Source organism: Arthrobacter sp. B10-11 (genome assembly GCF_033142195.1).
GTDB lineage: Bacteria > Actinomycetota > Actinomycetes > Actinomycetales > Micrococcaceae > Arthrobacter > Arthrobacter oryzae_C.
In genome coordinates this window covers 87138-113576 of record NZ_JAWMTH010000001.1, presented here as the reverse complement: position 1 = coordinate 113576, position 26439 = coordinate 87138, and the positions used below count along the sequence as shown (strand labels likewise).

At 65.8% G+C, this 26439-nt stretch carries 21 protein-coding genes, 2 tRNA genes and 1 riboswitch; of the genes, 22 read left to right on the top strand and 1 reads right to left on the bottom strand.

The window, feature by feature from the left end; all coding sequences use genetic code 11:
• Nucleotides 1-210 precede the first annotated feature (210 nt).
• From ileS to ndk, 4 genes are read left to right on the top strand one after another with little or no spacing between them, the layout of a single operon-like run.
• Nucleotides 211-3591 carry an isoleucine--tRNA ligase gene (ileS, locus tag RW112_RS00580; protein ID WP_317779971.1) on the top strand — a complete coding sequence of 1127 codons (3381 nt, stop codon included), beginning with the start codon at nucleotides 211-213 and terminating at the stop codon, nucleotides 3589-3591.
• Between the two features lie 3 nt (nucleotides 3592-3594).
• The gene (locus RW112_RS00575) at nucleotides 3595-4953 is read left to right on the top strand and encodes a bifunctional folylpolyglutamate synthase/dihydrofolate synthase (protein WP_317779970.1); all 1359 of its coding nucleotides are present in this window, start codon (nucleotides 3595-3597) and stop codon (nucleotides 4951-4953) included.
• Between the two features lie 2 nt (nucleotides 4954-4955).
• Nucleotides 4956-5399: a DUF4233 domain-containing protein gene (locus RW112_RS00570; RefSeq protein ID WP_317779969.1), complete on the top strand. Its 444-nt coding sequence runs from the start codon at nucleotides 4956-4958 to the stop codon at nucleotides 5397-5399.
• Between the two features lie 39 nt (nucleotides 5400-5438).
• Nucleotides 5439-5858, top strand: coding sequence for a nucleoside-diphosphate kinase (gene ndk, locus RW112_RS00565; RefSeq protein WP_305941296.1), 420 nt, complete (start codon nucleotides 5439-5441; stop codon nucleotides 5856-5858).
• A 97-nt stretch (nucleotides 5859-5955) separates the two neighbouring features.
• On the opposite strand, the gene RW112_RS00560 is transcribed toward ndk, so the two are convergent.
• Complete coding sequence (locus tag RW112_RS00560; protein ID WP_411709841.1) at nucleotides 5956-6627, bottom strand: vitamin K epoxide reductase family protein; 672 nt, start codon at nucleotides 6625-6627, stop codon at nucleotides 5956-5958.
• 470 nt (nucleotides 6628-7097) lie between these two features.
• Here RW112_RS00560 and RW112_RS00555 point away from each other — a divergent pair, with 470 nt between their 5' ends.
• The 18 genes from RW112_RS00555 (at nucleotide 7098) to RW112_RS00470 (ending at nucleotide 26438) form a co-directional block, all read left to right on the top strand.
• Complete coding sequence (locus RW112_RS00555) at nucleotides 7098-10493, top strand: Rne/Rng family ribonuclease (RefSeq protein ID WP_317779968.1); 3396 nt, start codon at nucleotides 7098-7100, stop codon at nucleotides 10491-10493.
• A 112-nt stretch (nucleotides 10494-10605) separates the two neighbouring features.
• A riboswitch (TPP riboswitch) is annotated at nucleotides 10606-10703 on the top strand.
• On the top strand, nucleotides 10686-12293 hold the full coding sequence (thiD, locus tag RW112_RS00550) for a bifunctional hydroxymethylpyrimidine kinase/phosphomethylpyrimidine kinase (protein WP_317779967.1): 1608 nt from the start codon (nucleotides 10686-10688) through the stop codon (nucleotides 12291-12293). (Overlaps the previous riboswitch by 18 nt.)
• A gap of 321 nt (nucleotides 12294-12614) precedes the next feature.
• The gene (gene rplU / locus RW112_RS00545) at nucleotides 12615-12923 is read left to right on the top strand and encodes a 50S ribosomal protein L21 (protein WP_011692233.1); all 309 of its coding nucleotides are present in this window, start codon (nucleotides 12615-12617) and stop codon (nucleotides 12921-12923) included.
• A 61-nt stretch (nucleotides 12924-12984) separates the two neighbouring features.
• On the top strand, nucleotides 12985-13248 hold the full coding sequence (gene rpmA / locus RW112_RS00540) for a 50S ribosomal protein L27 (RefSeq protein ID WP_009372867.1): 264 nt from the start codon (nucleotides 12985-12987) through the stop codon (nucleotides 13246-13248).
• A 116-nt stretch (nucleotides 13249-13364) separates the two neighbouring features.
• Nucleotides 13365-14954 (top strand): GTPase ObgE, encoded by a 1590-nt coding sequence (obgE, locus tag RW112_RS00535; protein WP_305941293.1) that lies wholly within the window; start codon nucleotides 13365-13367, stop codon nucleotides 14952-14954.
• Nucleotides 14955-15018: 64 nt separating this feature from the next.
• The gene (gene proB / locus RW112_RS00530) at nucleotides 15019-16116 is read left to right on the top strand and encodes a glutamate 5-kinase (protein WP_317780797.1); all 1098 of its coding nucleotides are present in this window, start codon (nucleotides 15019-15021) and stop codon (nucleotides 16114-16116) included.
• 26 nt (nucleotides 16117-16142) lie between these two features.
• Nucleotides 16143-17492 (top strand): glutamate-5-semialdehyde dehydrogenase, encoded by a 1350-nt coding sequence (locus RW112_RS00525; protein WP_317779966.1) that lies wholly within the window; start codon nucleotides 16143-16145, stop codon nucleotides 17490-17492.
• Between the two features lie 80 nt (nucleotides 17493-17572).
• The gene (locus RW112_RS00520; protein WP_305941291.1) at nucleotides 17573-17797 is read left to right on the top strand and encodes a hypothetical protein; all 225 of its coding nucleotides are present in this window, start codon (nucleotides 17573-17575) and stop codon (nucleotides 17795-17797) included.
• A gap of 40 nt (nucleotides 17798-17837) precedes the next feature.
• Complete coding sequence (nadD, locus tag RW112_RS00515) at nucleotides 17838-18470, top strand: nicotinate-nucleotide adenylyltransferase (RefSeq protein ID WP_317780796.1); 633 nt, start codon at nucleotides 17838-17840, stop codon at nucleotides 18468-18470.
• Nucleotides 18471-18478: 8 nt separating this feature from the next.
• Nucleotides 18479-19771: a hypothetical protein gene (locus RW112_RS00510; protein ID WP_317779965.1), complete on the top strand. Its 1293-nt coding sequence runs from the start codon at nucleotides 18479-18481 to the stop codon at nucleotides 19769-19771.
• Nucleotides 19772-19874: 103 nt separating this feature from the next.
• Nucleotides 19875-20276 (top strand): ribosome silencing factor, encoded by a 402-nt coding sequence (rsfS, locus tag RW112_RS00505; RefSeq protein WP_305941288.1) that lies wholly within the window; start codon nucleotides 19875-19877, stop codon nucleotides 20274-20276.
• 139 nt (nucleotides 20277-20415) lie between these two features.
• Nucleotides 20416-20488: transfer RNA gene (locus RW112_RS00500), tRNA-Ala, on the top strand.
• 204 nt (nucleotides 20489-20692) lie between these two features.
• Nucleotides 20693-20765: transfer RNA gene (locus tag RW112_RS00495), tRNA-Ala, on the top strand.
• Between the two features lie 83 nt (nucleotides 20766-20848).
• Complete coding sequence (locus tag RW112_RS00490; RefSeq protein WP_317779964.1) at nucleotides 20849-21199, top strand: zinc ribbon domain-containing protein YjdM; 351 nt, start codon at nucleotides 20849-20851, stop codon at nucleotides 21197-21199.
• Nucleotides 21200-22357, top strand: a complete 1158-nt coding sequence (locus RW112_RS00485) for an NAD(P)-binding domain-containing protein (protein ID WP_317779963.1) — start codon at nucleotides 21200-21202, stop codon at nucleotides 22355-22357.
• A 119-nt stretch (nucleotides 22358-22476) separates the two neighbouring features.
• Nucleotides 22477-23625, top strand: a complete 1149-nt coding sequence (locus RW112_RS00480; protein ID WP_317779962.1) for a class I SAM-dependent methyltransferase — start codon at nucleotides 22477-22479, stop codon at nucleotides 23623-23625.
• Nucleotides 23626-23763: 138 nt separating this feature from the next.
• On the top strand, nucleotides 23764-24966 hold the full coding sequence (locus RW112_RS00475; RefSeq protein ID WP_317779961.1) for an ROK family transcriptional regulator: 1203 nt from the start codon (nucleotides 23764-23766) through the stop codon (nucleotides 24964-24966).
• A 116-nt stretch (nucleotides 24967-25082) separates the two neighbouring features.
• A complete protein-coding gene (locus tag RW112_RS00470) occupies nucleotides 25083-26438 on the top strand; it encodes an extracellular solute-binding protein (protein ID WP_317779960.1) in 1356 nt (451 codons plus the stop codon).
• Nucleotide 26439 lies beyond the last annotated feature (1 nt).

The following is a 26439-nucleotide window of genomic DNA, read 5'->3' as shown; positions in this document are numbered from 1 at the left end:
CTGCAACGCAGGAACCCGGAGCAGTAGAACCGGACGGGTAAGCCCGTCACAGCAGCAAATGAGCGGCCGACGCCGGTGCTCTCCTGTCACAGGGTCCGGCGGCGGTAAGTGAGGTGGTACCGCGGTGCGGTGCTGTTGCAAAACAGCGCACGGGCCGTCCTCGCATCCTGAATGATCCACTTGTTCACTAGCTCAACCCAGGATGTCGAGATGACCTATTACCCCAAGGCCTCTGCCGCAGCGTCAGGCACCGGTTCCACCACCTCTCCTTCCAACACAGCTTCCAGCGCCGCAGGCATATCCGCCTCCGTGAAGTTCCCGGAGATCGAAGAGCGCATCCTCAAGTACTGGGACCAGGACGGCACCTTCCAGGCGAGCATCGACCAGCGCAGCGCGGACGCGCCCGGCGGTGCGCCCGGCAGCAACGAGTTCGTCTTCTACGACGGCCCTCCCTTCGCCAACGGACTGCCCCACTACGGCCACCTCCTGACCGGCTACGCCAAGGACCTGGTGGGCCGCTACCAGACCCAGCGCGGCCGCCGCGTTGAGCGCCGCTTCGGCTGGGACACCCACGGCCTGCCCGCGGAGCTGGAAGCCATGAAGCAGCTGGGCATGACGGACAAGACCCAGATCGAAGCCATGGGCATCGACAAGTTCAACGACGCCTGCCGCGCCTCCGTCATGAAGTACGCCGACGAGTGGAAGAGCTACGTCACACGCCAGGCGCGCTGGGTGGACTTCGACAACGACTACAAAACACTCAACGTCGAATACATGGAGTCCGTGCTCTGGGCCTTCAAGCAGCTGCACGAAAAGGGCCTGACCTACAACGGCTACCGCGTCCTGCCGTACTGCTGGAAGGACGAGACGCCGCTGTCCAACCATGAGTTGCGCATGGACGACGACGTCTACAAGAACCGCCAGGACCAGACCGTCACCGTCACGTTCCCCATCACGGCCGGGGAGTCCGGGCTGTCCAAACAACTGGCCGGCGTGCAGGCTCTCGCCTGGACCACCACACCCTGGACCCTGCCCACCAACCTGGCGCTCGCCGTCGGGCCTTCCATCACCTATGCCGTGCTGCCGGCCGGCCCCAACGGCATCAAGGCCGCGTCCGCGGAGGCCCCGGTCTCGGGCAGCTTCCTGCTCGCGGCGGACCTGCTGGGCGCCTACGCCAAGGACCTGGGCTACGGTGACGGCACGGCCGGCGTCGAGGCCGCCGAGGCCGCGGTTACCGCCACCTACACCGGCGCCGAACTGGCCGGCCTGCAGTACCAGCCGCTCTGGAATGACTTCAGCGACGCCGAAAAGTACGGCACGGAGAGCGCCTGGCGCTTCCTCGTGGCCGACTACGTCACCACCACCGACGGCACGGGCATTGTCCACCAGGCACCCGCCTACGGTGAAGATGACCAGAAGGTCTGTGAAGAGGCCGGCATCCCCGTGGTGCTGTCCGTGGACGAAGGCGCCAAGTTCCTGCCGCTGTTCTCGCACGGCGACCTGCACGACATCGTGGGCCTGCAGGTGTTCGAGGCCAACAAGCCCATCACGCAGGTGCTGCGCGCCCAGGGCCGCCTGGTCCGCCAGGCCAGCTACGAGCACAGCTACCCGCACTGCTGGCGCTGCCGCAACCCGCTGATCTACCGCGCCGTGTCCTCCTGGTACGTGGAGGTCACCAAGTTCAAGGACCGCATGTCCGAGCTGAACCAGGACATCAACTGGATCCCCGGCAACGTCAAGGACGGCCAGTTCGGCAAGTGGCTCGCCAACGCCCGCGACTGGTCCATCAGCCGCAACCGCTACTGGGGCAGCCCCATCCCGGTGTGGCAGTCCAGCGACCCCGAATACCCGCGCACCGACGTCTACGGCTCGCTTGCCGAGATCGAGGCCGACTTCGGCCGGCTCCCGCTGAACAAGGACGGCCAGGTTGACCTGCACCGGCCGTTCATCGACGAGCTGACCCGGCCCAACCCGGACGACCCCCGCACCCCCGAAGAGGGCCAGTCCGTGATGCGCCGCGTCGAGGACGTCCTGGATGTCTGGTTCGACTCCGGGTCCATGCCCTACGGCCAGGTCCACTACCCGTTCCAGAACGAGGAATGGTTCGACACGCACAACCCGGCGGACTTCATCGTCGAGTACATCGGCCAGACCCGCGGCTGGTTCTACATGCTGCATATCCTGTCCACGGCACTTTTTGACCGCCCGGCCTTCCGCAACGTCATCAGCCACGGCATCGTGCTGGGTTCGGACGGGCAGAAGATGTCCAAGAGCCTGCGCAACTACCCGGACGTCTCCGAGGTCCTGGACCGCGACGGCTCCGACGCCATGCGCTGGTTCCTGATGTCCAGCCCCATCCTGCGCGGCGGCAACCTGGTGGTCACCGAACAGGGGATCCGCGACGGCGTCCGCCAGGTCATCCTGCCGCTGTGGAACGTCTATAGCTTCTTCACCTTGTACACGAACGCCGCGGACGGTGGGCGTGGCTACGACGCGAAGCTCCGCTATGACGGCTACGCCGACACCCTGGACCAGTACCTCATGGCCAACACCGGCGACCTGGTCCGCAACATGACCGCACAGCTGGACAGCTACGACATCTCCGGCGCCTGCGACGAACTCCGCGGCTACCTGGACATGCTCACCAACTGGTACGTCCGCCGCAGCCGCCAGCGCTTCTTCGACGAGAACGTGGACGCCTTCGACGCGCTCTATACCGCGCTGGAAACCGTCTCCCGCGTGGCCGCGTCCCTGCTGCCGCTGGTCTCCGAGGAGATCTGGCGCGGCCTCACCGGCGGCCGCTCCGTGCACCTGGCCGACTGGCCGGACGCGGACCTGTTCCCGGCCAACCCTGCCCTGGTGGAAGCCATGGACCGTGTCCAGCAGATCTGCTCCACCGGATCCTCGCTTCGCAAGGCCGCGAACCTCCGTGTCCGCCTGCCGCTGCAGGAACTCACCGTCGTGGCACCCGGCGCGGATGCGATGGGAGGGTTTGCCGCCGTCGTCGCCGATGAACTGAACATCCGTTCGGTCCGCCTGCTCGACGCCGAGAGCGCCTCCCCGGAGGAGTTCGGCATCGAGCAGAAGCTCGTGGTCAACGCCCGCGCCGCGGGCCCCCGCCTGGGCAAGAACGTCCAGCAGGCCATCAAGGGTTCCAAGTCCGGTGACTGGTCGGTTTCCGACGCCGGCGTGGTCACCTCAGGTGGGCTGGAACTGGAACCGCAGGAATACACCCTGGAAACCGTCGTGGCCGACGCCGCGGAGGGTGCAGGAGCTGGTCCTGCCACAAGGGCGGCTGCCGTGCTGCCCGGCGGCGGGTTCGTGGTGCTCAACACCGAAGTCACGCCGGAGCTCGAGGCTGAAGGCATTGCGCGCGACATGGTCCGCGCCATCCAGCAGGCGCGCAAGGATGCCGGGCTGAACGTGAGCGACCGGATCCGGACAAGCGTGACAGCCCCGATGGATGTTGTGGACGCGGTGAAGGCACACGAAAACCTTGTGGTCACCGAAACCCTGACCCTGGAACTTGGCCTGTACTCCAATGGAGACGGCACCGAGCTGCAGGTCGCCGTCGAGAAGATTGAGGCCTAGGACATGACCGACGAATTTTCCGTGGAGAGCGTCTACGCCGAACTGCTGGGCCGGGCGCCGGAAAACAAAATGGAGCCGCGCCTCGCACCGCTGTTCCGGGCCATGGATGTCCTGGGGGAGCCCAACAAGGCGTTCCCGATCATCCACGTGACCGGAACCAACGGCAAGACGTCCACGGCCCGGATGATCGAAGCCGGGCTCCGCGCCCACGGCCTCAGCACCGGCCGCTACACCAGTCCGCACCTGTCCAAGGTGACCGAACGGATCAGCATCGACGGCGCCCCCGTGCCGGATGCGACCTTCGTTCGGATCTGGGATGAGATCCGGCCCTACCTGCAGATCGTGGACAGCGAGCTTGAAGCCGAGGGCCAGCCCCGGCTGACCTACTTCGAGTGCCTCACCATCCTTGCCTTCGCCGTTTTCGCCGACCAGCCGGTCAACGTGGCCGTCATGGAGGTGGGCCTGGGCGGCATCACCGATGCGACCAACGTCGGTGACGGCCAGGTTGCGGTGGTTACTCCAATTTCGCTGGACCACACCGACCTCCTGGGTGACACCACGGAGGACATCGCCTACGAAAAGGCCGGCATCATCAAACCGGGCGGCTTCCTGGTCAGTGCCGCACAGCCGGTCGGCGCAGCCCAGGTGCTGCTCGAAAAGGCCCGCGAAGTCCAGGCGCCGTACCGCTTTGAAGGCGTGGAATTCGGCGTGGAATCCCGGACCGTCGCCGTCGGCGGCCAGGTGGTAACCATCCAGGGCCTGGCGGGCCGGTATGAGGAACTGCTGGTGCCGCTGCACGGAGCGCACCAGGCGGAGAATGCCGCCGTCGCCGTCGCTGCGCTGGAGGCCTTCTTCGGCGGGGAGAAGGCGCTCGACGCCGACGTCCTCCAGGAGGCGTTTGCCACGGTGACGTCCCCCGGCCGGCTGGAGGTGCTCCGGACGGCCCCGACGATCATCGTGGATGCTGCCCACAACCCCGAGGGCATCCGCGTCTCCGCCGAGGCGATCCACGACGCTTTCAGCTTCACCAAGCTGGTGGTGGTGGTGGGTGTCCTGAAAGAGAAGGACGCCGAGGAGATCCTCCGCCAGCTCAAGGAGTCCCTGGGCGATCTCGCCGCTGAATACTGCTTCACCCAGTCCAACTCGCCGCGGGCAGTCCCGGCCGAGGACCTCGCGGAAATCGCGCTGGACCTGGGCTTCGGCGAGGATAATATCCATGTTGCCGAAAAGCTCGACGACGCCCTGGAATGGGCTGTGGAGCACGCCGAATCCAACGAGGACCTCGCAGGCGGCGTCCTGGTGACCGGCTCCATCACGCTCGTGGCGGAAGCCCGGATCCTGCTCGGAAAGGCGGACGCCTGACCATGGCTCGACTCACTAAGGCGCAGCGGGAGTGGCGGCCGGGCATGCCCAAGAAGCGGCGCTCCACCAAAGTCATGTTCGCGTCCACGGTCCTGGTGCTCGAAGGGTTCGTCGCGTTCTTCGCCACGCTGGCGGTCTTCGGACTCCGGCGCGACGAGTTCCCCCCGGCTCTCATCCTCTCTGCGGGCATCGGCCTGAGCCTGGTGCTGGTGCTCACCTGCGCGGTACTTTCCAAGCCGTGGGGTGTCGGCCTGGGCTGGATCCTGCAGCTCATCCTGATCTTCGCAGGATTCATTGAACCCATGATGTTCGTGGTGGGGATCCTCTTTGCCGTTGCCTGGTGGTACGGCATCAGGACCGGGATCCGGATTGACCGGGAGGCCGGGCAGCGCGAACGGGAACAGGCCGAATGGGAAGCCGCGCACCCCGAAGACCAAAGCAACTAGACTTATTTCCGAATCCCACCCCAACACATTGGAGCAGCTGTGAGCATTGAGCGCACCCTCGTCCTGATCAAACCCGACGGCGTGACCCGCAACCTGACCGGCGCCATCCTTGGCCGGGTTGAAGCCAAGGGCTACACCCTGACCGAGCTCAAGAAGGTCGACGCCAGCCGCGAACTGCTGGAGCAGCACTACGAGGAGCACGTGGGCAAGCCGTTCTACGAGCCGCTCGTCGAGTTCATGCTCAGCGGACCGGTCGTCGCGGCAATCTTCGAGGGCCACCGCGTGATCGAGGGCTTCCGTTCACTCGCCGGCACCACGGACCCCACGACGGCGGCGCCCGGCACCATCCGCGGCGACTTCGGCCGCGACTGGGGCCTGAAGGTCCAGCAGAACCTTGTCCACGGTTCCGACTCCGTCGAGTCCGCCGAGCGCGAGATCAAGATCTGGTTCCAGGACTAAGCACCCGTAAGCGCGAGCGTACAGTTGAGGCCCCCGTTCCGAAGAAACGGGGGCCTCAGCTGTACGCTCGCGCTTTTTCTTTGCCCTAGTCGCCGCCTTAGTAGCCGGACGTTCCGATGAACACCTGGATGAAGGCAAAGAAGATCGTGGCGATGACGGCCACATAGAGCAGGGCGGTGACAATCCAGCCGGAGTCGCCGGCGATCTTCGCCGCGCCGGCGGGAACCTTGATCACGCCGTGCGTGATGTTCCGGACCGTGACCCACACAAAGAGCGGAATCATCGCGGCCCAGACCACCATGCAGAACGGGCACAGGATGTGGATGGAGTACAGCGCCTGCGACCACAGCCACACCACGAAGGCAAAGCCGAGGGTCACGCCGGCCTGCAGGCCAAGCCAGTACCAGCGGGCAAACTTGGCGCCGGAGAGCACCGCCATGCCGGTGGTGATCACGACGGCGAACGCCACGATGCCGATAAACATGTTGGGGAAGCCGAAAAGGGAACTTTGCCAGGTCTGCATCACGGCACCGCAGGAGACCCACGGGTTGACGTCGCAGGCGGTGACATGGTTCGGATCCTTGAGCACCGCGAGCTTTTCCAGGACCAGGGCGCCCGAAGCGAGCCAGCCGATAACGCCGGTAATGACCAGCAGCCAGCCGAACTGGGTGTCCCTGGTCATGGGAGGCAGGCTCTCCCCGGCCGCTTCACGCTCGCGGAGGTCGCCGTCCACCAAGTTGTTCTGCATGGAATTGGAGATGCTGGGCATGGGATGTTGCGTCCTTTTTCTCGAGGGCTCCTCGCCCTGATTGTAACGCCGGAGGCTGGAAGGCGGGCACAGACTCCGGCCGGCGGCGCCCTGGTTGTGCGCCGGATGTCCCCGCTTCCACCGTGTTTGAGTGTCCGTATGAGAGAATGAAGCTGGCTGGAAGTCGACCCACATTCGAATTCCGGTCCGGTGGCTTGTTTGTAAGACCGCCAATGATGAGCAGGGCACGGTCCGGATCCACGACAGATCCCGGCCTCCCCGCAATGCCATTGGACGGCACCTGGTTGTGGCTTTCAGGAACAACGGGTTTCAGAACAACGCCGCCGGCCCTCCAGGGCTGCCGCACCCCACTGCCGGTGCGAACCTGAGGGTATCCAATTGACTTCTGTCAACGCCTGCGGGTTTTGACAATATGTGCCCCCAAGGGTGCCGGATGTGGCGGTGCGTCAGGGGCAGGAGTGTCGCTACATATGGATAATGACCAGGTCCTAGCCGTTAACGAAGAATCCGCTGCTAGCGAAGAGGCAGCAGCGCCCCAACCGCCCAGGAGGGCCGTCCGGACAAGGCGCAAGGCCGTTCCGAAGGCGGAGGCTGTCGAAGCCGGCGCACCCGCGGACGCTGACGGAGCCCCGGCGGTCGAGACCCCGGCAGCCGAAGCCGTTGCGCCGGAGGCTGTGGAGGAGAAGGCCCCGGCCCGGCGCAGCCGCTCACGCAAGAAGGTGGAGCCCGCCGAGCCGCTTCCGGTGTTCGCCGACGACGCCGCCACGCAGGGTGATGCCCTGGCTGAGGCGGGCCAAACAGGGGAGGCCGGACCCTCAGCACCGGCCGAAGCCGCCGCCGTTGAAAAACCGGTCCGTCGCCGCGCCTCACGTGCCAAGGCCCCCGCTAAGGCAGCCGACGCCGCGCCGGCCGAGCCTGCCGCGCAGAACGCAGCGCCCGTTGCCGAAGCCTCAACAGCCGAGGTAGAAGTTGCCGCGACGGACCAGGAATCTGCACCCCGGGAAGCTCCTGTCCGGGAGTCATCCACGGCCCAAGCGCCCGCTGCACCGGCGGCTACCCAGCCTGATGAGACTGCCGAAGCCGAAACCGCCAGCCCCGTCGGTGCGCTCTTCCTTGAGCCCGGTTCGGTCACTTCCATGATCTTCCAGGCCCCGGACCTGAGCACCGTGATCCGGCCGGCAGCCACGCCGGCCGTAGCCAAGGAAATCGACGAGGAAGACACAGAAGACGACGGCGAGGAAGGCGAGGCCGGTGGCTCCCGCCGCCGTCGTAGCCGCGGACGCCGCGGACGCAGCCGCGTGACTGACCGGGAAGCTGCCGGCGAGGCCGAACCTGCCGAAGGTGCTGCCGATGACGAGGACACCGATGAGGAGTCCACCCGGACCGCGGACGACGGCGTGACCTCCCGCCGTCGCCGCCGCCGCCGCCGCGGCGACCAGGACCTTGAGCTGACCGGCGGGGGAGATGACGACCCGCCCAACACGGTGACCCGCGTTCGCGCGCCGCGCGCCATCAGCGAAGCCCCGGTCAACAACCGCGTCACCTCCGTCAAGGGCTCCACCAGGCTTGAAGCCAAGAAGCAGCGCCGCCGCGAATCCCGCGACACCGGCCGCCGCCGCACCGTCATCACCGAGGCCGAGTTCCTGGCGCGCCGTGAATCCGTGGACCGCCAGATGATCGTCCGCCAGCGCGACGACAGAATCCAGATCGGTGTCCTGGAAGACGGCGTCCTGGCGGAACACTTCGTTTCCAAGACGCAGCAGGACTCGCTGATCGGCAACGTGTACCTCGGCAAGGTCCAGAATGTGCTGCCCTCAATGGAAGCTGCCTTCGTCGACATCGGGCGCGGCCGCAACGCAGTCCTTTACGCCGGTGAAGTCAACTGGGACGCCGTCAATCTCGAGGGCAAGCAGCGCCGGATCGAAAACGCACTGAAGTCCGGCGACTCCGTGCTGGTCCAGGTCACCAAGGACCCCGTCGGCCACAAGGGCGCCCGCCTGACCAGCCAGATCTCCCTGCCCGGACGCTACCTCGTGTACGTGCCCGGGGGCTCCATGACCGGCATCTCGCGCAAGCTGCCCGACGTCGAACGCAACCGCCTCAAGCGGATCCTCAAGGACCGCCTGCCGGAGGACGCCGGCGTGATTGTCCGCACCGCGGCCGAGGGCGCGTCCGAGGAAGAGCTGACGCACGACATCAACCGCCTGCGCGCCCAGTGGGAAGGCATCGAAGGCCAGGCCACGTCCACCAAGATCCTTGCCCCGGAGCTCCTCTACGGCGAACCGGACCTCACCATCAAGGTGGTCCGTGACGTCTTCAACGAGGACTTCTCCAAGCTGATCGTCTCCGGCGAGGAAGCCTGGGACACCATCGAGGCGTACGTGACGTACGTGGCTCCGGACCTGGTGGGCCGGCTCGAAAAGTGGACCAAGGACACGGACATCTTCGCGGCGTGGCGGATCGATGAGCAGATCCACAAGGCATTGGACCGCAAGGTCTTCCTGCCCTCCGGCGGCTCCCTCGTGATCGACCGCACCGAAGCCATGACCGTGGTGGACGTCAACACCGGCAAGTTCACCGGCAGCGGCGGCAACCTCGAGGAAACCGTCACCAAAAACAACCTGGAAGCTGCCGAGGAAGTGGTGCGCCAGCTGCGCCTCCGCGACATCGGCGGCATCATCGTCATCGACTTCATCGACATGGTGCTGGAATCGAACCGCGACCTGGTGCTGCGCCGCATGGTGGAGTGCCTCGGCCGCGACCGGACCAAGCACCAGGTTGCCGAAGTGACCTCGCTGGGCCTGGTGCAGATGACCCGAAAGCGCATGGGCACCGGGCTGCTGGAAGTCTTCGGCGAACAGTGCGAGGCCTGTGCCGGCCGCGGCATCGTCACCCACGACGAGCCTGTGGAGCACCGCCGCGCCAACACCGTTGCCGCCGAGCACCACGTGCAGCGGACCGAGATCCAGCAGCAGCAGCCCCGGACGGAGCGCAAGAGCCGCCGCCGCGGCAAGGGAGGCCAGCCGATTTCCGAGGCAGCCCCGTCGGCGCCCGCTCCGGCACACCACGAGCCCACAGAAGCCGAACGCCACGCCAAGGCTGAGGCCACCCGCGTGGCGCTGGCGAACATCGCCGCGGCCGCGCACGCAGCCCACCTGCACGACGCCGAAGCGGGCCATGCGGCCCCGGCCGCAGCAGCCGCGGCACAGGCAGTAGGCCAGGCACTGGCAGCCCAGGCATCCTCCGGCCAGGCACCCTCCGGGCAGGCCGGGACTCCGGCCAGGCCCGGGTCCGCGCCGGCGCAGCCCGCTGCCACGCAGGCAGCTCCTGCCGCGGTACGCCCGTCCAAGGCATCGGAAACCGAGGTGGCTGCTGCCGGACGTCCCGCGGCGGTCCTGACCTTCGGCGGCGAAAAGGTGGCGTTGCCGTTCGTTGAGCATGGCGGAGAAGCGCCTTCCCCGGGAGCTTCCCTGACGCTTGACCGGCTGGCTGAAGCCTTCGCGCACCTTGGCGAGCCTGTCGTGGCCGAAACTCCGGCGGCACCTGCCGAACAGCAGGTTGCGGCTCAGCCTGCGGTTCAGGCACCTGCCCAGGTGCCGGCAGCGCATGCTGCTGAAGCGGACTACACCGATCACACTGCGGTGCAGGGCCGGGCGCGCCGCCCCCGCCGCAACCGGAGCGCCAGCCGTGCCCAGGGCGCAGCGAACGAGACGTCCGTGGAACACCACGAGGCTGCTCCGGTACCTGCGTCAGGTCACACCCACGAAGCAAAGGCACCCGAGCCGGCTCAGAAGGACGCGCCTGCCAAGGCACCCGCCAACGAACCGATCATCCTCGGCGTAGGTGTCCCGGCCTCCGAGCTCTGATCTCAGGGCAGGTTCCACAAACTGACATCGCGGGTGGGGTCCGAGGCAGGCGTAGCAATACGCCGGTTTCGGGCCGCACCCGCGAGTTCGTTGCGGGGAAACAGTAGGCTGGGGGACTGACACGGGGTGCCGCGCACAGGGCCGGCTGAGATCCACACCCGTTGAACCTGTCCGGTTAGCACCGGCGAAGGGATGTCTCCTTTGGCAATATCATTCCTGCCCACGCCTGCCTCCACGGCAACCCCCTCAGCGTCCGGCGGCTCATCATCCGGCGGCGCCCTCCTTCGCCGTACGCCGCGGGTGCTGGCCATCGCCGGCTCCGATCCGTCCGGCGGGGCCGGGATCCAGGCGGACCTCAAGAGCATTGCCGCCAACGGCGGATACGGCATGGCTGCCATCACCGCCTTGACGGCGCAGAACACCCGCGGCGTCCGTGCCGTCCACGTGCCCCCGGCGGACTTCCTGACCGCCCAGCTTGAGGCCATCAGTGATGACATCAGCGTTGACGCCGTCAAGATCGGCATGCTGGGTGACTCTGCGGTGATTGCCGCCGTCCGCGGCTGGCTGCAGAAGTCCCGTCCCGCCGTCGTCGTTCTTGATCCCGTAATGGTCGCCACCAGCGGGGACCGGCTCCTGCAGGAGGCGGCCGAGGCGGAACTGCGTGAACTCCTGCCCCTTGCCGACCTCGTCACTCCGAACCTGGCAGAACTGGCGATGCTCCTCAACGAACCCCTCGCCGGCGACTGGGAAGCGGCACTGGCCCAAGGCAAGCGCCTCGCCGCCCAGGCGGGCACCACCGTCCTGGTCAAGGGCGGACATCTCGACGGCGGTGCCTGCCCCGACGCGCTCGTCAACACCGAAGGGCTGCTCGGCCAGGACGTTGTGGTAGTCCCCGGCGAGCGGATCACCACCAGGAACAGCCACGGCACCGGCTGTTCGCTGTCCTCGGCGATGGCAACTGCGCAGGCACGGCTGGGGGACTGGGAAGCATCCCTGCGGGAAGTGAAGCCGTGGCTGCAGGGAGCGCTCCGGGAAGCCGAAGCACTGGAAGTGGGAACAGGCAACGGCCCGGTCCACCATTTCCACCATCTCGCGCCCAAAGGCGCGGACGCGCCGGCCGAAGGGCAGTTCGCTGCGGTGCTCCGGCAGGACGCCGGGCCGGACCTGGACGACATCTACGGGCTGGACTTCATCCGCGCCCTGGCCGACGGCACCCTCACCGAGCAGCACTTTGCGTATTACCTTGCCCAGGACGCCATTTACCTGAACGGCTATTCCAGGGTCCTGTCCCGTGCCGCCGCCATTGCCCCCACCGAGGCCGAACAGCTTTTCTGGGCGCGCGCGGCCCAGCAATGCCTCGAAGTCGAGTCCGAACTGCACCGGACGTGGCTCAGCACCCGGAAGGTGGACGCAGGCCTGGGGCCCGTGACCAAGTCCTACGTGGACCATCTCCTCGCTTCGTCTGTTTCCGGCAGCTACGGGGTGCTCGTTGCCGCGGTGCTTCCGTGCTTCTGGCTGTACGCCGAGGTGGGCGCCACACTTCACGGACAGTTCCTGGCGGCCGGCTCGCCGGCCAGCCACCCTTACGCCGGGTGGCTCCGTACCTACGCGGACGAGGAGTTCGCCGCAGCCACCAGGGAGGCGGTCCGCATCGCCGACGCTGCGGCCCGGGCGGCGTCCGGGACGGAACGGCAGGCCATGCGGACGGCCTTCCGCCAGTCGTGCCGCTACGAGGTGGACTTTTTCGACGCGCCGAGGCTGCATGCTGCACCGCAGAGGGTTTCGCAGCCGGTAGGATAGTGGGGCACGGTTCCGGAAGTCGTTGCAGCACCAGCCTGTTTTACACAGAGTGGCGCCTATCACGTACTGCCACCGGAGCCAGCCTCATTTGCGGCCGAAGGCAAAATTAGCGTATTCTAGATCTTCGGTGCTTACGCCAACACTTGGGTTATAACCTCAGGACGGTCCGTTTGGATTCCAAACGCATTGTCCGTGGATAACTCATGGGTTCCCCCGGGGAACCCACCGGCGTTGAGGCACAGCGTGAACCAGGCCAAACAATTTGGACCCAGGTTCCGCACGCAAATCTAGTAATAAACGTCGAGAGAAGTGAGTTCCCCAGTGGTGTACGCGATTGTCCGCGCAGGCGGCCGCCAAGAGAAGGTTTCCGTTGGAGACTTCGTTACCCTGAACCGCGTCCCCGGTGGAGCCGGCAGCACCATTGAGTTGCCCGCACTGCTCCTGGTGGACGGTGACAAAGTCACGTCTGCCGCTGCGGACCTGGCCAAGGTAACGGTTACGGCTGAGATCCTCCAGGACCTTCGTGGTCCGAAGATCGTCATCCAGAAGTTCAAGAACAAGACCGGGTACAAGAAGCGCCAGGGTCACCGTCAGGAACTGACCAAGGTCAAGATCACCGGTATCAAGTAACCTTCCGCTACTTTTCAGGTTTTCAGCAGATTCCCCAGAATTTTTAAGGCAGGCATTTCAAATGGCACATAAAAAAGGCGCGAGCTCCACTCGCAACGGTCGTGACTCCAACGCCCAGTACCTCGGCGTCAAGCGCTTCGGCGGCCAGGTAGTTTCCGCAGGCGAAATCATCGTTCGCCAGCGTGGCACCCACTTCCACCCGGGTGCCGGCGTAGGCCGCGGCGGCGACGACACCCTGTTCGCACTGACCCCCGGCGCCGTCGAATTCGGCACCCGCCGCGGACGTCGAGTCGTGAACATCGTTGCTGCTGCAGCTGCAGAGTAACACCAAGATCTAAACCGGTGGAGCGGGCCATGATGGCCCGCTCCACTGTTCTTTTAACCGCATTACAATCAATTTGGGCGTCCAAGACGGTCAGGTTAAGCACAGAGGAGATTCACGTGGCGAGCTTTGTAGACCGGGTAGTACTGCACGTATCCGGCGGTAGCGGCGGCCACGGCTGTGTCTCCGTCCACCGCGAAAAGTTCAAGCCCCTGGGCGGTCCCGACGGAGGCAACGGCGGCGACGGCGGCGACGTCATCCTGCGCGTTGACCCCCAGACCACCACGCTGCTGGACTACCACCACGCGCCCCACCGCCACGCCACCAACGGCGGCCCGGGCATGGGCGACTGGCGCGGCGGCAAAAACGGCGAAACCCTGATCCTTCCCGTTCCGGAAGGCACCGTCGTCAAGACCAAAGACGGCCGGGTCCTGGCTGACCTCGTCGGCGAAGGCGCCGAGTTCGTCGCGGCCGCCGGCGGACCGGGCGGATTGGGCAACGCCGCACTGTCCTCCCAGAAGCGCCGTGCTCCCGGCTTCGCCCTGCTCGGCATCGAAGGCGAGTCCAGCGACATCGTCCTGGAACTGAAGTCCATCGCGGACATCGCCCTGGTGGGATTCCCGTCCGCCGGCAAGTCCAGCCTCATCGCCGCCATGTCCGCGGCACGCCCCAAGATCGCCGATTACCCCTTCACCACGCTGATCCCCAACCTGGGTGTCGTCCAGGCCGGCGACGTACGCTTCACCATCGCCGATGTCCCCGGACTCATCGAAGGAGCCAGCGAAGGCAAGGGCCTCGGCCACCACTTCCTGCGGCACGTTGAGCGCTGCGCAGCTTTGGTTCACGTACTGGACTGCGGTACGCTCGAAGCCGACCGCGATCCGCTCTCCGACCTGGCCATCATTGAAGCCGAGCTTGAAAAATACGCGGTTGACATGAGCTACGCCGGCTCCGACGGCGAGGTTGTCCCGCTGAACCACCGGCCGCGGCTGGTGGCCCTGAACAAGGTCGACCTGCCTGACGGCAAGGACATGGCCGAGTTCGTCCGGCCCGAACTTGAGTCCCGCGGCTACCGCGTATTCGAGATCTCCGCCACGAGCCACGAAGGCCTCCGCCAGCTCGGCTTCGCCATGGCGGAGATCGTCAAGGCCGCCCGTGACTCGGTGGCCGCCACGCCGCCGAAGGTGCATGCACCAGTGCTGCGCCCGCGGGCAGTCAACGAGTCCGGCTTCAAGATCCGCCGTGAGGAAAAGAACCTGGAGCCGCTGTTCCGCGTCCTGGGCGACAAGCCCGTGCGCTGGGTCAAGCAGACCGACTTCACCAATGAAGAAGCCATCGGCTACCTCGCCGACCGGCTGGCCAAACTGGGCGTGGAAAACGAGCTGTTCAAGCAGGGCGCCAAGCCAGGCGACACCGTAGTGATCGGTGAAGACGACGGCGTGGTGTTCGACTGGGAACCCACCATGATGGCCGGCGCCGAACTGCTCGCCTCGCCCCGTGGCACCGACGTCCGCTTCGCCGACATCGGCGACCGCCCCACCCGCGGGCAGAAGCGCGACGAGCAGCAGGAGCGCCGCGACGCCAAGGCTGCGGCCCGGGCCGAGCTGGAAGCCGAGCGCAAGGCCGGGATCTGGACCGAATCAGTCAGCGGGCGGCGTGCCGCACGGCCGCTCAAGGAGAGCGGACTGACCACCGAAAATGAGGAGTGAACCCGCACACGTGACCGATAATTCCGCAATTGTCATCGAGGAACCCCGCACCGACGACCGCAGCATGCTCGCCAGGGCGCGCCGCATCGTCGTCAAGGTCGGATCGTCGTCGCTCACCAGCCTCAAGGGTGGAATCTCCGAAGAAGCACTGATCGAGCTGTCCGATGCGCTGGCTGCCAAGCACAACGACGGCACCGAGATCATCCTCGTGTCCTCCGGTGCCATCTCGGCAGGCCTGGCTCCTCTGGGCCTGGTGAAGCGCCCGCGCGACCTCGCCACCCAGCAGGCAGCCGCCAGCGTAGGCCAGGGACTCCTCATGGCCCGTTACACGCACGCCTTCGCAGCGCACGGCGTGACGGTCAGCCAGGTCCTGTTGACCGCGGACGACCTCATGCGGCGCAGCCACCACATGAACGCTTTCCGTGCCCTGAACCGTCTCCTGAACCTCGGCGTCGTGCCGGTGGTCAACGAAAACGACACCGTGGCAACGCACAAGATCCGCTTCGGTGACAACGACCGGCTGTCCGCCCTGGTGGCGCACCTGGTCCGGGCCGATGCCCTGGTGCTGCTCTCCGACGTCGACTCGCTCTATGACGGGCCTCCCTCGAAGGGCGCCAAGCGGATTCCGCAGGTTGACGGCCCCCAGGACCTCGAGGGCGTCAACATCGGCAAACCCGGCCAGGCCGGTGTCGGAACCGGCGGCATGCAGACGAAGGTGGAGGCTGCCACGATGGCCGCCGATTCGGGCATCCCCGCACTGGTCACGTCCACAGCGAATGCCGCCGCCGCCCTGAACGGCGAGGACGTGGGAACCTGGTTCTCCGTCAACAGCGGCCGCAAATCGGTGCGCATGATGTGGCTGGCGCACCTGGCGCACGTGCAGGGCCGGCTGATCCTCGACGACGGCGCCGTCACGGCTGTCCGTGACCACCGCTTTTCGCTGCTCCCGGCCGGTATTACGGCCGTTGAAGGCACCTTTGAATCCGGCGACGCCGTCGAAATGGTTTCGCCGAACGGTACGGTCATCGCCAGGGGCCTGGTCAACTACTCCTCGGATGAACTGCCGCAAATGCTGGGGCGTTCCACAGTGGAACTGGGGGAGTCGCTGGGACGTGGCTTCGACCGTGAAGTTGTTCACGTTGATGACCTGGTTCTGGTCTAGGGGACTGATTCGCCTAGACTTGAATGATGACTGAGGCACTGATTCACCAAGCCGCCGAGAAATCCAACGACTCCACGGAAGTATCTGTCGCGCCCGAAAATGCCCAGCTGTCCCCGGCTGAGGTCGAGGCTGCCGTGCACTCCATCGCTGACCGGTCCCGCCACGCTTCCCGCAGCATGGCACGCGCAAACCGCGCCTGGAAAGACAAAGGACTGCGCGCCATCGGCGCTGCCCTGCTCGAGAGCAAAGCCCGCATCCTGGCCGCCAACGCCAAGGATGTGGAGGCCGGCCGCGCGAACGGAACGTCCGCGGCCCTTCTGGACCGCCTGACGCTGAACGACGCACGGATCGATGCCCTCGCAGCCGCGCTGGAGAACCTTGCGGGCCTGCCTGACCCGGTGGGGAACGTGGTCCGCGGCCAGACGCTGCCCAACGGCCTGCGCCTGCGCCAGATCAACGTACCCATGGGCGTCGTCGCAGCCATCTACGAGGCCCGCCCCAACGTGACGGTGGACATCGCCGGACTGGCGCTGAAAAGCGGCAATGCGGTCATCCTGCGCGGCGGCACTGCCGCTGCCTCCACCAACGAGGCACTCATCCGTGTCCTCCGTGAAGCCCTCGAGTCGGTCGGGCTGCCTGCAGACGCCGTCCAGAGCGTCGACCAGTTCGGCCGTGAAGGCGCCAACGTCCTCATGCGGGCGCGCGGCCGGGTGGACGTCCTGATTCCCCGCGGCGGCCGGGACCTGATCCAGACCGTAGTGAACAACTCGTCAGTACCGGTCATCGAGACCGGCGAGGGGAACGTCCATATCTTCATTGACGAATCCGCCAGTGAAGACATGGCAGTGGACATCCTCCTCAACGCCAAGACCCAGCGGCCCAGCGTCTGCAACACGGTGGAGACCCTCCTGGTGCATTCCGGATCCACCGTCCTGCCCGCAGTCGCCGAGGCCTTGCGCAAAGCCGGAGTCACGCTGCACGCCGATGAGAGGGTCCGCGCCGCGTTGCCTGCGTCGGTGGAATCAGTGCCGGCCACCGACGAGGACTGGGCCACCGAGTACATGGACCTGGACCTGGCGGTGGGCATGGTGGACAACCTTGATGAGGCAGTGAAGCACATCCGCCGCTGGTCGACCGGGCACACTGAGGCCATCATCACCAACGACCTCGCGAACGCCGAACGCTTCATTTCCGAAATTGATTCGGCAGCGGTCATCGTCAACGCCTCCACCAGGTTCACGGACGGCGGGGAACTGGGCCTGGGCGCAGAGGTTGGTATTTCCACCCAGAAGCTCCACGCCCGCGGTCCCATGGGCCTGACCGAACTCACTACCACCAAGTGGATAGTGCAGGGCGAGGGCCAGATCCGCAGCTAGCAACGCTGTAACATGGAACAGAAGTCCGGAACGGCGGGAATGCCCGCCGTCGTCATTGTGTGAACTCTTTAGGGGAGAAAATGCTGCTGCAGCAGGTTGGCGCGTCCGTCGCCGAACATGAAGAACTGGCTCCGCTGTGGGCCGAACCATGGGTTTTCGGCGTGGCCATTTTTGCGATCATGCTCGTCATGATGTTTGTGACGCTGTCCTACAGCAACCTCGGCAACCGGCACGAAGCCGTTGAGGAGCACTCGGATCCCCACCGCCAGCACCCGAACAAGCACGATCACGGTCAAGGCCACTAACATCACTGCGGTCCTGAAGCGGCGCGGCGCCAAGCGCCGCCTGCGTTTGGGTGTGATGGGCGGGACATTCGATCCCATCCATCACGGCCACCTTGTCGCGGCCAGCGAAGTCGCGGCGAAGTTCGGCCTCGACGAAGTGGTGTTTGTACCCACCGGGCAGCCGTGGCAAAAGACGCACAAACAAGTCAGCGAACCGGAGCACCGGTATCTCATGACGGTCATTGCCACGGCATCCAACCCCAGGTTCACCGTCAGCAGGGTTGACGTTGACCGTCCCGGCCCCACGTACACGATCGACACCCTGCGTGACCTTCGTACGCAGCGGCCGGATGCTGATCTGTTCTTCATCACCGGCGCGGACGCCATGGCACAGATCCTGTCGTGGAAGAACATCGATGAACTGTGGTCGCTGGCGCATTTCGTCGGTGTGACCCGGCCGGGGCACGTCCTCGACGGGATGGGCAGGAAAGACGTCAGTCTCCTGGAAGTGCCCGCCATGGCAATCTCGTCCACTGATTGCCGGACGCGCGTGGCGGCCGGCAACCCCGTGTGGTACCTCGTGCCCGACGGGGTGGTCCAGTACATTGCGAAATACGGCCTCTATGCCGGGCAGTCCGACCCGGACAACAAGGCCGCACCTACCGAGTTACACGAACCAGCCAGTACCGAGTGAGTTGTTAGATGAGCCAGGAACAGCCTCCCCTCCGTAGCCGTCGCGAATTGCGGCAGGCCCGAGATGAGCGCGTGGAATCACCGCAGGATACGGCGCCCTCGGCGCCGGGTCCCGTTCCCCCTGCCTCCAAACTGCCCGGCGACGGGACGCCCGCTCGTTCCCGGGAGGACGGCACGGGCCGCATCCGCCGCGTAGCCCCGGGGCCTGTGGACTCCGTGCGGACTCCCTCGGGATCCGAACGTTCCTCGCAGAGCCGGGCGAGGGACCGCGCCGCCCTGCGCACCATCAAGGAGTTGGCCCAAAAGGAAGAGCGGCTGTCCGGCGGCGGTCCGCCCACACGGCGCCAGCTCCGCCTCCAGCAGCTTCAGGCCGAGGCCGCACCGGCCACTGCCGCGAACCCGATTGTTCCGCAGGCGCGCACCGCCGCCCAGCGCACCGTGCCGCAGGCCCGTCCGGGACAGCCGGCCCCGCAGGCCCGTCCGGGTCAATCGGCGCCGCCGTCGGCCGTTCATCAGGCGGAAGCGGCCGGGTCCGGGACCCCTCAGGCAAACCCGGACAGCAACCTTCCTGACGGCATGACCGTCGAACAAGCCCTCGCGGCGCGTTCCCTCATCGCCGAACAGGCAAGGAACCAGATTGCCAAAATGGAGCACATCGCGGCGACGGATCCCGAAGCGGTGGACCCGGAAATCCTCGCGGAGCAGATCGCACTGGCCGAGCGCGCTGCGATCCTGAACAAGCGGGCCATGGCCAAGCAAAAGCTGGCCGAACAGGCCAGCCAGCCTGCGAACCCAAAGACGGAGCCTTCGGCCGTCAGCAACCTTGCGATGGTCACGCCGCTGGAGTTCGAGAAGGTTCCGGGGATTGACCGGCCGGTCATGAAGAAACCGGCAACGTCGTATGTACCCGTGGTGACCAATCCCGGCCCGCGCTTGCAGCCGTCCGGCCCCAAGGGTTCACGTAAAGCCGGCCCGACGAGGCGGACTCCCGGGCCGGTGACAGGCCGTGCAGGCGTCCTTGCCCGGGCTGAAGCGGCAGCCAAAGCCGCGGCCGATCCCACGGCAGCCAAAGCCGCTGCCGCCGAGCCTGCTGATTCCTGGTCGGCAGAAGCCGGCGAGAATTTCGTTGACCGGCCGCGCGTGGCCGCAAATACGGCCTACGGACTCGAACCGCTGGACGCCGTCACCGCCGGTCTGGGCCGGGCGCATCGTATCCGGCTGCTGCAGCTGGCAGTCCTCGCGCTGGGGATAGTGGCGCTGATTGCCGGCGTCACCATGATTATCAGCGGCCTGGCCCCCTGATCCAACGCACCGGCGCATCACCCTGCGGCTGCCCTTCCGACATTACGGCGCTGATTCCTTCAGTGCCGGACAAACATAGCTTTAAAACACTACAAGGAGTCCCGTGACTGCAACAGATTCATCCATCGCCATAGCCCGCGTCGCCGCGCGTGCCGCTGCAGACAAAATAGCCCAGGATATCGTCGGCCTGGATGTCAGCGAGCGGCTGGCCCTGGCCGATGTGTTCCTGATCGCTTCGGCGCCCAGTGAACGCCAGGTCAATGCCATTGTGGACGGCATCGAAGAGGAACTTGGCAAGCAGGATCTCCGGCCCGTCCGCCGTGAGGGCCGCTCCGGCGGACGCTGGGTCCTGCTGGACTACTCCGACGTCGTTATCCACGTCCAGCACGAGGAAGACCGCGTGTTCTACGCGCTTGAGCGTCTCTGGAAGGACTGCCCCGTGGTAGACCTGCAGCTCGGGGATGACGCGTCGGCCAAGGCAGCTGTCTCTTCCGAAAGCGAATAGCCGCGGAGACGCCACCGAATATGCCCGATTTGGAATTTTCGGAACGGCTGTTCTAAGATATTTGAGTTGCTTCGGAGAGATCCGGACGCAGAACCGGGCCCTCCAGTGAAAACTGAAGGTGCCGGAGCAATGAAAATTCGGGGCTGTGGCGCAGCTGGTAGCGCACCTGCATGGCATGCAGGGGGTCAGGGGTTCGAGTCCCCTCAGCTCCACCGAATGGTCCGCCGGAATCGAAAGATTCCGGCGGACTTTTTTGTTCCACGCTGATTCCGTGGCTTTCCGGCGCTTTTGTGTGCAGTCGTGGCGGTCGACGGCCGCGGGCTGCCGCGCACCGGGGCCGAATTGGCGTCTTACACGATTGTGGTTTAAGATAATCAAGTTGCTTACGGAGATCGCTCCGGAAGAAACACGAGTTTGGGGCTGTGGCGCAGCTGGTAGCGCACCTGCATGGCATGCAGGGGGTCAGGGGTTCGAGTCCCCTCAGCTCCACCCATATCTCAACAGCAGAAGCCGCGCAGCCCCTGACGGGCCGGCGCGGCTTCTGCTGTTTAGCGCTCGACTAATATGGGACCGTGAACGAATCCCTTCCCCCTTGCCCTGAGTGCGCCAGCGAGTACTCCTATGAGATGGGAGCACTGCTGGTCTGCCCGGAGTGCGCCCACGAGTGGTCCGCCGATGCCGCGGAACCTTCCGAAGCGGCAGCAGCTGTCGTCAAGGACGCGGTGGGGAACGTCCTCTCGGACGGTGACACGGTCACGGTCATTAAGGACCTCAAGATCAAGGGAAGCTCCACGGTCATCAAGGTGGGGACGAAAGTCCGGGGCATCCGGCTCATGGACGGCGTGGGAGACCACGACATCGACTGCAAGGTGGACGGCGTCGGTCCCATGCAACTCAAGTCCAGCGTGGTCAAGAAAGTCTAGGTGGCGGAAATCGCTGACGCCCGGGCGGCGGTACTGCGTGCCGCGGATGTAGTGGTGATTGGCGCGGGCCAGGCCGGCTTGTCCGCGGCGTACCATTTGCAGCGCCGCGGCTTCCGCCCCGCAGGACAAGCCGCCGCTGATGCGGTTGTGCAGGATGCGCCGGGCTCCTACGTTGTCCTTGACGCCGAAGCCGGACCCGGCGGCGCGTGGCGGCATCGCTGGAAAAGCCTCCGGATGGCCACAGTCAACGGCATCAGCGACCTCCCCGGCATTCCCAAGCCGGTCGTCGACCCGGCCGAGCCAAGTTCAGGATTCCTATCACGCTACTTCGGCGACTATGAGGAGGGGCTCGGGCTGAACATCCTGCGGCCCGTGAAGGTCCGCTCGGTTTCCCGTGAAGACAACAACCCCTCTGGACGCCTCAGGATCGAATCCTCTGCGGGCAGTTGGTCTGCACGGGCAGTCATCAACGCCACCGGCACCTGGACCAGGCCGTTCTGGCCCATCTACCCGGGCCAGTCCACGTTCCGGGGCCGTCAGCTGCATGTGGCCGACTACGGGGCGGCAGAGGATTTCCGGGGCCAGCACGTCATTGTGGTGGGCGGCGGCATATCGGCGGTTGGCCTGCTCGATGAAATTTCCCAGGTCACCACCACAAGCTGGTTCACACGCCGGGAACTTGTGTGGCGCGAGGCCGGCTTTGACCAGAAGGCGGGGCATGACGCCGTCGCCCTCGTTGAAGAGCGGGTGCGGCAGGGGCTTCCTCCACAGAGCGTGGTGTCGGTGACAGGACTGATCTGGACCCCGTCGCTGCGTGCAGCCGCCGCGCGCGGCGCCCTGGACCGTCGGGAGATGTTTACGGAGATAGAACCCGGCGGGGTCCGGCTGGCTGACGGACGCTTCCTGGCCGCAGGAGTGATCCTCTGGGCCACCGGCTTCCGGGCCGAGCTGGAGCATCTTGCCCCGTTGCACTTGCGCGGCAGCGGAGGGGGCATCGCCATGGACGGGACGCAGGTGGCAGCGGAGGAAAGGGTGCACCTGGTGGGTTACGGGCCGTCGTCGTCCACCATCGGCGCCAACCGGGCGGGCAGGGCTGCAGTGGCCGGCATCGTGCGGATGCTGGCGCGCCTCGGACCCGATGGAGCACTGTCGGCCTGAAGGGGTGCTGCCCGGCCCCGGGCTGTGCCGTTTCACGGTAGGTTTGCTGGGTAACTTTTCGCCCGGAGGACCCTCCCGGCCAGCGGAATAACCCGGACAAAGAAGGCGGCAGCTTGCACGTGGCGGACAACAGCTTGGACACCATCCTCTCCGGCCTGCGCCGGTTCCCGGATGTTGAAGCCTCCAACCTTCAGGCCTGGGATGCTACTGACAAGCTGCTGCTCGAAACGGCGTCCGACCTGCTCTCGCCGGACAGCCGCGTCACGGTCATCGGGGACCGCTACGGGGCACTGACGCTGGGTGCGCTTACCGCCTACGGGGTCCGGAACGTGAAGGTCCACCAGGACCTCATCACGGGGGAGCGGGCACTCCGCAACAACGCCGCAAACCTCAACATAACTTCCGGCTTTGACCAGCAGCCGCTCGGTGCGGTCCTGTTCGACGACGTCGATGTGGTGCTGCTGCAGCTGCCCAAGACGCTCGCGGAACTGGAGGAAACGGCCGATGCCCTAGCCCGCTACGCGGCTCCGGGCACGGTTCTGCTGGCCGGGGGCAGGGTCAAGCACATGAGCCTGGGCATGAACAGCGTGCTGCAACGGTATTTCGCCGACGTCCAGCCGCAGCTGGCCCGGCAGAAGTCCAGGGTCCTGCTGGCCCGGGACGCCCGGCCCGTCACGGGCCCGCCGCCGTTCCCGGTGGCCGACCGCAACAGCGAACTGGACCTGACCGTGTGCGCCCGCGGGGCAGTATTCGCCGGCACCAAACTCGACATCGGGACCAGGTTCCTGTTGAGGTACCTGCCGGACATGCCGGCGGCCGGGAACGTCGTGGACCTCGGATGCGGGACCGGCATCCTGGCCGCCATGTATGCCAGGACCCATCCGGAATCGAAGGTGACGGCCACGGACCAGTCAGCGGCCGCCGTCGACTCTGCACGGGCCACCTCGGAGGCCAACGGACTTGCCGGCCGGATCACCGTCCTCCAGGACGATGCCATGGGCTCCCTGCCGGACGGAAGCGCCGACCTCATCCTGCTGAATCCGCCCTTTCACCTCGGAGCCAGCGTCCATGCCGGGGCGGGGCTCAAGATGTTCCGGGCCGCCGGAAGGGTGCTGGCGCCGGGCGGAGAGCTCTGGACCGTGTACAACAGCCACCTGCAATACCTTCCGGCACTGGAACGCTTTGTCGGTCCCACCCGGGTCGCGGGCAGGAACGCCAAGTTCACGGTTGCGGTCAGCACGGGACGCACGGAACCTGGTGTGGCTTAAGTCCGCGTGTGGGCGTACCGCCGCGCCCGCAGGTAACGTACGATTCAACCATCAGCAGTGCATAACCGAAGAAGTTTAGGGGAATCCGTGACTGAGATCCGCACGCCATCGCCGAGGCGCGGAACAAATTTGCCCCGTATGGGGGACTTCAATCTCACGGTGATTCTGGACGCCATCAGGCGTTCTTCGGGGGGACTCAGCCGGGTGGAACTCGCCCAGATCGTCGGACTTTCCCCGCAGACCATCTCCAACATCTCGCGCCGCCTGCTGGACCAAAACCTCATAGTCGAAGCCGGGAAGGAAGGGAGCGGGCCAGGGAAGCCCCGCACCATCCTCAGGCTGAACCCCGCCGGAATGTACGCCGTTGGTGTGCATCTGGATCCTGCCGTCACCACGTTCGTGGTCCTTGACCTCGTGGGGTCCGTTGTCCGGCACTCGCGGATCAACACCCCCGGCGGGAGCGACCCTGACGGGATAATCGCGACCATTGCCGCCGAAATCAAGGACCTCGTGGCTGTCTCCGGAGTGGACCCGGACAAGATTGCCGGACTTGGCGTGGCCGCACCCGGCCCCATCAACCTGGAAGAGGGCACTGTCGTAGATCCGCCCCTCCTGCTCGGGTGGGACCGTGTGCCCCTGCGTGACGCTCTCGCGGAGGCCACCGGCCTGTCCACCCTCGTGGATAAGGACGTCACCAGCGCCGCGGTGGCAGAAACCTGGGCGGGCGGTCCCAGCGGCTCCGGAAGTTTCGTCTTTATGTACATGGGCACCGGCATCGGCTGCGGCATCGTCCTCAACGACGAAGTGGTCCGCGGAACCTCGGGCAACGCCGGTGAAATCGGGCACATCATCGTGGACCCGGACGGTGCGCCCTGCGACTGCGGACTACGGGGTTGCGTGAAATCGACCGCCATCCCGCAGGTCCTCGTGGCGCAGGCTGAAGCCGCCGGCGTGCTTGACGTTGTCCGCCATCCCTCCGGAGCCCTGGATATCCAGGAAAGCTTTGCGAGGCTCTGCGACGAAGCCGACGCCGGCAACGGCAAAGCGGGGGAGATCCTTGACCACTCCGCGGTACTTGTGGCCCGGGCGGTGGCCGTGGTCACGAACACCCTCGACGTCGAGCGGGTGGTCTTCGGCGGGCCCTTCTGGTCGCTCCTGTCACGAAGGTACCTGGACCGCGTTCCCCGGCTGGTGGAGGAGAACAGTGCGGCCCGCCAGATCCACGATGTAGAGGTTGTGGGGACCGGCGTGGGGGAGGATGTGGGTGCCATCGGGGCTGCCTGCCTGGTGCTCGAGCATACGCTGGCTCCACGCGCCCAGCGGCTGCTGCTGGAAGGCTGAAGCCGCACCCCGCCACATTGTCTGCAGTAAGCACTAACCTGAAATTGCATATCAGCTAAAGGCTGGGGCCAGCTGGAGGACATTGGGGGCTGCAGCCGCTCGAAGATTGGAGCGTCATGCACCGCCCTGCCAAAATCCTTGTAGCGCTTTTGTCGGCGGCAGCGCTGCTGGCCACAGCAGCCTGTTCCGCGGAACAGCCCGCCGCCGAAAACCGGACCCTGAAGATCGTCTACCAAAAGACCGATTCGTTCACTGCCCTTGACACGCTGTTCAAGGACGCCAAGAAGGACTTCGAAGCCGCCAACCAGGGCACCACGGTGGAACTGCAGCCCATCGAGGCCAACGACGACGATTACGGCACCAAGCTGGCGCTGGCCCTGAGGTCGCCCGAGACAGCCCCTGACGTCTTCTACGAGGACACGTTCAAAGTGCGGTCCGACGTCGACGCCGGGTACCTCCTGAAACTGGACAGCTACCTCGAAAAATGGGACGACTGGAAGCTGTACAACGAGGCCGCCAAGGCTGCCGGCACCGGGGATGACGGCGGCATCTACGCGGTGCCGCTCGGAACCGACACCCGTGCCATCTGGTACAACAAGAAGGTCCTGGAAAAGGCAGGCATTGCCGTTCCGTGGCAGCCCCGGAGCTGGGACGAAATCCTGGACGCCGCCCGCAAGATGAAGGCCGCGGACCCTTCACTGGTCCCGTTCCACATGTATGCCGGCAAGGCCACCGGCGAGGGCACCGTGATGCAGAGCTTCTACGAACTGCTCTACGGTACGGACAGTGAACTGTATGACCAGCAGGAGAAGAAGTGGGTCATTGGCTCACAGGGGTTCAAGGATTCACTGACCTTCCTGAAAACCCTCTACGACGAAGGACTCGCCGTCACTCCTGCCGAGGCGCTCGACGCGAACGTCTGGAAGAAGGTCTTCGGCGAGTGGCTGCCGCAAGGCAAAATGGGGGCCACAGTGGAGGGTTCCTACACACCGTCGTTCTGGCAGAAGGGCGGCAACTACGAGTGGGCCGGCTACGGGGAGGACATGGGCGTGGCGAGGTTCCCCACCCAGCGGGGCCAGGAACCCGGCGGCGTCAGCATGTCCGGCGGCTGGACCCTGGCCGTCGGGGCGGACTCGAAGAACCCGGACCTGGCGTTCAAGTTCCTTACCGAGGCCCTGAGTAAGAAAAACTCTCTGGCATTCACGGTGTCGGGTTCCCAGATCGCGGTCCGGACCGACGTCGCGGCCGAACCCGAATATTTGGCGGCCAACCCGTTCGTCAAGGACGTATCCGAGCTCGTCTCCGTCACCCACTACCGCCCTGCCACAGCGGACTATCCACGGATCTCCGTCGCGGTGCAGGTTGCCACGGAAGCCGTGATCACCGGTGCCCTCTCGCCACAGGAGGCTGCGGAGCAGTACGACAAGACCGTCAGGGACCAGGTGGGTGACGCCAAGGTCCTGCAGAAATAAC